Below are 5,200 nucleotides of genomic sequence, written 5' to 3'. Positions count from 1 at the left end.
CGCCAGGAGTGCGTCGAGGGGGCTCGGGGTCTTCATCGCCGCTCCGCATACACCAACGCGCAGTTGGATGCAGCGCCCGTGGCCGGGTAGAACAGGCCTCCGTCATGCGCCTTCCGCCCCTGAACGTCCTGTTGACCGCCTCCGTCCTCCTGGGGACTTCCAGCGCCTGCATCGTGGAGGCCCCCGGAGGGGCCAGCGACCAGGAGCGCCGCGCGGCCACCGTCGCCCAGGTGCCCCCGCTGTCCATCCGCAGCGGCGCCAACCTGGGCGGCAAGGTGGAGGTGGTGGGCGCGTCCGTGCAGCCGGGCCGCATCCCCGTGGGGGACCAGGCGCGCGTCACCGTCTTCTTCAAGGTGCTCCAGCCGATTGAAGAGGACTACCTCGTCTTCGTGCACCTGGAGGACGCGGACGGGCGCATGGAGCGCCTCAACGTGGACCACAAGCCCGCGGGCGGCCTGTACCCCACCACGCAGTGGAAGGTGGGCGAGACGGTGAAGGACGAGTTCGTCATCGCCCTGCCGCAGGGCGCGTCGCCGCGCGCGGTCAACGTGTGGATGGGGTTGTGGGAGCCGCGCAACGACGCACGGCTGCCCATCACCAACCCGGAGGCGGTGCGCAACGACGGCCGGGGGCGCCTGCTGTTGGCGCAGGTCCCCGTGGGCAAGTAACAGGGAAAAAACCGGAGCGGCCCTGTAAGCCGGGTTCTGTCCCCACCCCTTTCGGGATGGGCGGCGAACATTCATCTAGGGCCCTGGTTGCCCAGGGACCTCATCAGCGAGCAACCCGAACGCATGGGACGGGCCATCCCTGTCCCCTTTCGGGGACGCGCTCCTATTGGCTCTTGCTCCAGGTGGGGTTTACCGTGCCGTCCGAGTCACCCCGGACGCGGTGCGCTCTTACCGCACCGTTTCACCCTTACCCGCCCCCTTGCGGGAACGGGCGGTCTGTTTTCTGTGGCACTTTCCTGCGAGTCGCCTCGACTGGCCGTTAGCCAGCACCCTGCCCTCTGGAGCCCGGACTTTCCTCCCGCCATCCATGCCTGCGATGGCCGGCGTTCACCCGGACCGCTCCGGCACTCCGGGGGATACAACAGCCAGCCCGGGCGGGTCCACCTTCTGGAAGAGGCGCTGTCGTGTAGCCGCCGACGGGCGGGCGTCCGGGGGCCTGTCGGGTTTCCCCGCGCCTGAGCGTCCCAAAGTCCCCGCGAGCGGCCTTCGTGGGAGGGAGGGGCGGCATGGAAGCGGTCATCTTCACGGGCATCCAGGGGGCGGGGAAGAGCAGCTTCTACCGGGAGCGCTTCTTCACCACGCACGTTCGCCTGAGCCTGGACATGCTCAAGACGCGGCACCGGGAGAAGGTGCTGCTGCGCGCGTGCCTGGAAGCGAAGCAGCCCTTCGTGGTGGACAACACCAACCCCACGGTGGCGGAGCGCTCCCGCTACATCGCGGCCGCGAAGCAGTTCGGCTTCCGCGTGGTGGGGCTCTACTTCCAGTCGAAGGTCGCGGACGCGCTCCTGCGGAATGATCAGCGCCCGGCGGAGCAGCGCGTGCCGTTGGTGGGCGTGCTCGGGACGTACAAGCGATTGCAGGTCCCCCATCCCGAGGAGGGCTTCGACGCGCTTTTCTTCGTCCGGCTGGGGCCGGACGGTTTCACCGTGGAGGAGTGGCAACGTGAAGTTCGATGAGCTGGACGAGAAGATGCGCGTGTTCGAGACCGCGCACGACCTGTGCGTGCTGCCCGGCGTGTTCATGGTGGCGCGCATCGATGGGCGCGGCTTCACGCGGCTGACGAAGGAGGTGCACGCCTTCGAGAGCCCCTTCGACGTGCGCGTGCGCGACCTGATGGTCGCGACGACCGGGCACCTGATGGACTGCGGCTTCCGGGTCGTCTACGGCTACACGCAGAGCGACGAAATCTCGCTGCTCTTCCACCCGGACGAGGACGCCTTCGGGCGCAAGACGCGCAAGCTCAACTCCATCCTCGCGGGGGAGGCGAGCGCGAAGTTCTCGCTGCTCCTGGGAGACCTGGCCGTGTTCGACTGCCGCATCTGCGAGCTGCCGAACGCGGAACTCGTGCGCGACTACTTCCGCTGGCGCAACGAGGACGCGGTCCGGAACGCGCTGAACGCGCACTGCTATTGGAGCCTGCGTCGCGAAGGGAAGAATGTGGCGGAGGCCACGAGCATGCTCACGCGCCTGTCGGTGGCGGAGAAGAACGAGCTGCTCTTCCAGCGGGGTGTGAACTTCAACGACGTGCCGAACTGGCAGAAGCGCGGGACGGGGCTCTACCGGGAGACGTACGCGAAGGAGGCTCGCAACCCGAGGACTGGGGAGACGGTCCTCGCGGAGCGCCGCCGCCTCAAGGTGGACTACGAGCTGCCGATGAAGGATGCGTACGGCGCCTTCATCCTGTCGTTGCTGAAGGGCGTGGAGCGATAGTCCCTGGGATGACTTCGACTTCCTTCCGGGTGCGTTCGGGCGCCGCCCTCCTTGTGTTCATGGCGGGCTGTGGAACAGCGAAAGAAGGCACGGCTCCACGCTCCGCTCGCGTGGAGCCCGTGCCCCCGCCTGAATCGGTGTGGCTGCCGGCCGGGCGCTTCGAGATGGGCTCACCGGCGGGCGAGCCGGGGCGGGATGTGGACGAAGGGCCCCGGACGGAGGTCGCGTTCGAGCGCTTCCAGATGGACGTGACGCCCGTGACGGCGCGGGCCTTCGCGGCTCGACGTGAGCAGGTGCGCGCGAAGGATCCGCAAGCGCGTTGGTGGACCGATGCGGAGACCCCAGCGGAATGGCTCGGCCGCTGCAACCTGGACTCCGAGCGCACGGACCATCCGGTGAACTGCGTGGACTGGCGCGCCGCACGGGCCTACTGCGAGCTCGTGGGCGGTGCACTTCCCACGGAGGCGGAGTGGGAGTACGCCGTGCGTGCCTCGACAGCCTCCGCCTTCTGGTGGGGCGAGTCGTTCGACGCGGAGCACGTGGTCGGCTCGGTGTCGTGCACGTCGCGCGGCTGCCTTGGTGGCACGGCTCCGGTGGTCCACGCCGGGCCGCGATGCAACGGCTGGGGGCATTGCGACATGGCCGGGAACGTGTGGCAGTGGACCGCCACCGGCTACCAGGAGCGGCTGGGCGAGGACGCGCCTTCAGAACCCTCTGGCGTGCCGGAGAAGCCCGTCCACCGTGGGGGCTCCTGGCTCAATCACATGCCTGCCCTGTTCCGGTCCGCCCACCGGGGCCTCGCCTATCCGAAGAACGGCCTGACGGGGGTGGGGTTCCGCTGCGTGCACCGGCGCTGAGCGACGCGGCGTCGGAGGGCAGGGTCACTCCGGGTGTCGTGGAACCAGTCTTTCCCGCCTGGTCCGTATGTTCTGGAGGGCGGTGGCCCACGGGGTCGTGAGGCGCTGTCCTACCCGGGGCGGGGGATTGCGCGTGTTCGCCCGGGTGCCGCAGGATTCGCGCGCACGCGCCCGGGTGCCTTCGCGGCACGGCGCGACGGTTTTGAGGGGGAAGCACATGGTCATTTTCGGTTCGAGGCTCTTTGGCAAGGTCGATGAGATTCCAGGCCTGGGCTTCGTCGCGACGAAGTTCGGTCACATCAACTTCGTGCCGCTCATTCCGCTGGAGGGCTGGCTTGTCACGGCGGAGGAGGGCGATGGCTGGCGCGGGCAGGCCATCTCCATGAGTGGCAAGTCCGTGCTCGTGGCGTGGGCGCGCTTCCTGTTCATCGTCGCGGGGCTCATCTCGCTCGTCGTCGGCTTCGTCGCCTTCGGCGATCACGAGCAGACGGACGCCATCGTCCCAGGCGTGCTCGCGCTGTCCTGCATCGCGGGGCTCATCGCTTCGTACAAGTGGAAGTGGGTGACCCACGCATCGCCGGAGCGCGCGATGGAGATCGCTCGCGAGGCGGGGATCGGCGAAGAGGGGCTGGATCAGCTGCGCCGCATGTACGCGGCATCGGAAGCCGCCACCGTCGCCGTGCCCGCGCAGCCGTGGACGCCGCCGGAGTCCTAGTCCGCCGTTCGCGGTCCTTCGCCGAAAGGCCCTGGGTTCACTTCTCATGAGTCACGTCGTTGGCATTGATCTGGGCACCACGCACTCCCTGGTGGCCGCGCTCGACAGCGCGGGCCGTCCCAACCTCCTGACCAACCGGTTGGGGCAGCGCCTCACGCCGTCGGTGGTGGGGCTGGACGCGGAGGGTCGGCTCCACGTGGGCGAGTCCGCGCGCGCGCAGTTGCTCGTGCATCCGGAGCGCACCATCGCGGAGGTGAAGCGGCGCATGGGCCGCGACCTGCCGGTGATGCTCGGGGACCGGCGCTACAGCCCCACGGAGATCTCCGCGCTCATCCTGCGTGCGCTGCGCGAGGACGCGGAGCGGGCGCTGGGCGGCGCGGTGACGGAGGCCGTGGTCACGGTGCCCGCCTACTTCAGCGATGCGCAGCGACAGGCGACCAAGGACGCGGGAGAACTGGCGGGGCTCAAGGTGGAGCGGCTGCTCAACGAGCCCACCGCCGCTGCGCTCGCGTACGGCGTGAACCACCTGGACGCCGAGCAGTACGTGCTGGTGTACGACCTGGGCGGCGGCACGTTCGATGTGTCGGTGTTGGAGATGTTCCAGGGCGTGCTGGACGTGAAGGCCTCCGCGGGCAACAACCAGCTGGGAGGCAGTGACTTCGACCAGTCGCTGGCCGCGTGGTTGGGCGCGGAGTTCGAGCGCGCCCACGGCGTGTCGCTGGCCGGGAACCTGGCGGCGCAGGTGCGGCTCAAGGCGGCGGCGGAGGCCGCGAAGATCGCGCTCACGTCCGTGGAGGCCACGCCGGTCATCGTGCCGTTCCTGGCGCCGGGCCGGGGCGGCACGCCCGCGTCGCTGGAGGTGGAGGTGACGCGCGCGAGGTTCGAGGCGCTGATCACGGACCTGGTGCGCTCCACGCTCGAACCGATGGAGAGCGCGCTGAAGGACGCGAAGCTGGCGAAGAAGTCCATCGCGGAGGTGGTGCTGGTGGGTGGCAGCTCGCGCGTGCCGCTGGTGCGCCGGCTGGTCGCCGAATACTTCGGGCGCGAGCCTCGCGACGGCGTGCACCCCGACGAGGCGGTGGCGCTGGGCGCCGCGCTCCAGGCCGGGCTGAAGACGGGCGCGGTGAGCGCCGCGCACGGCATCATGATCACCGACGTGTGTCCCTTCACGCTGGGAGTGGAGGTGCAGG

At 69.4% G+C, this 5,200-nt stretch carries 6 protein-coding genes and 1 other RNA gene; 6 read left to right on the top strand and 1 reads right to left on the bottom strand.

Translation table 11 applies throughout. The features are described from left to right. The first annotated feature begins 104 nt into the window (after nt 1-104). Nucleotides 105-668 (top strand): hypothetical protein, encoded by a 564-nt coding sequence (locus D7Y11_RS41485; protein ID WP_120579711.1) that lies wholly within the window; start codon nt 105-107, stop codon nt 666-668. A gap of 9 nt (nt 669-677) precedes the next feature. Here D7Y11_RS41485 and rnpB read toward each other — a convergent pair. Further along, nucleotides 678-1,071: RNase P RNA component class A (gene rnpB, locus D7Y11_RS41480), an RNA gene on the bottom strand. 163 nt (nt 1,072-1,234) lie between these two features. On the opposite strand from rnpB, the gene D7Y11_RS41475 reads away from it, so the two are divergent. The 5 genes from D7Y11_RS41475 to D7Y11_RS41455 all read left to right on the top strand — a co-directional run. Beyond that, nucleotides 1,235-1,684 carry an AAA family ATPase gene (locus tag D7Y11_RS41475; RefSeq protein WP_120579710.1) on the top strand — a complete coding sequence of 150 codons (450 nt, stop codon included), beginning with the start codon at nt 1,235-1,237 and terminating at the stop codon, nt 1,682-1,684. Beyond that, on the top strand, nt 1,671-2,438 hold the full coding sequence (locus D7Y11_RS41470) for a tRNA(His) guanylyltransferase Thg1 family protein (protein ID WP_121756063.1): 768 nt from the start codon (nt 1,671-1,673) through the stop codon (nt 2,436-2,438). The genes D7Y11_RS41475 and D7Y11_RS41470 overlap by 14 nt, the downstream gene beginning before the upstream one ends. A 119-nt stretch (nt 2,439-2,557) precedes the next feature. After that, nucleotides 2,558-3,295: a formylglycine-generating enzyme family protein gene (locus tag D7Y11_RS41465; RefSeq protein WP_158642060.1), complete on the top strand. Its 738-nt coding sequence runs from the start codon at nt 2,558-2,560 to the stop codon at nt 3,293-3,295. Between the two features lie 217 nt (nt 3,296-3,512). Further along, entirely contained in the window at nt 3,513-4,010 is a 498-nt protein-coding gene (locus D7Y11_RS41460) for a hypothetical protein (RefSeq protein ID WP_120579707.1), read from the top strand. Nucleotides 4,011-4,056: 46 nt separating this feature from the next. Continuing rightward, nucleotides 4,057-5,200 (top strand): Hsp70 family protein (locus tag D7Y11_RS41455; RefSeq protein WP_126936426.1); only part of this gene is annotated, 1,144 nt, incomplete at its 3' end.

Origin of the sequence: Corallococcus sp. AB018, from assembly GCF_003986945.1 — a bacterium.
Classification (GTDB): domain Bacteria; phylum Myxococcota; class Myxococcia; order Myxococcales; family Myxococcaceae; genus Corallococcus; species Corallococcus exiguus.
This window is presented reverse-complemented; position numbering and strand designations above follow the sequence as displayed.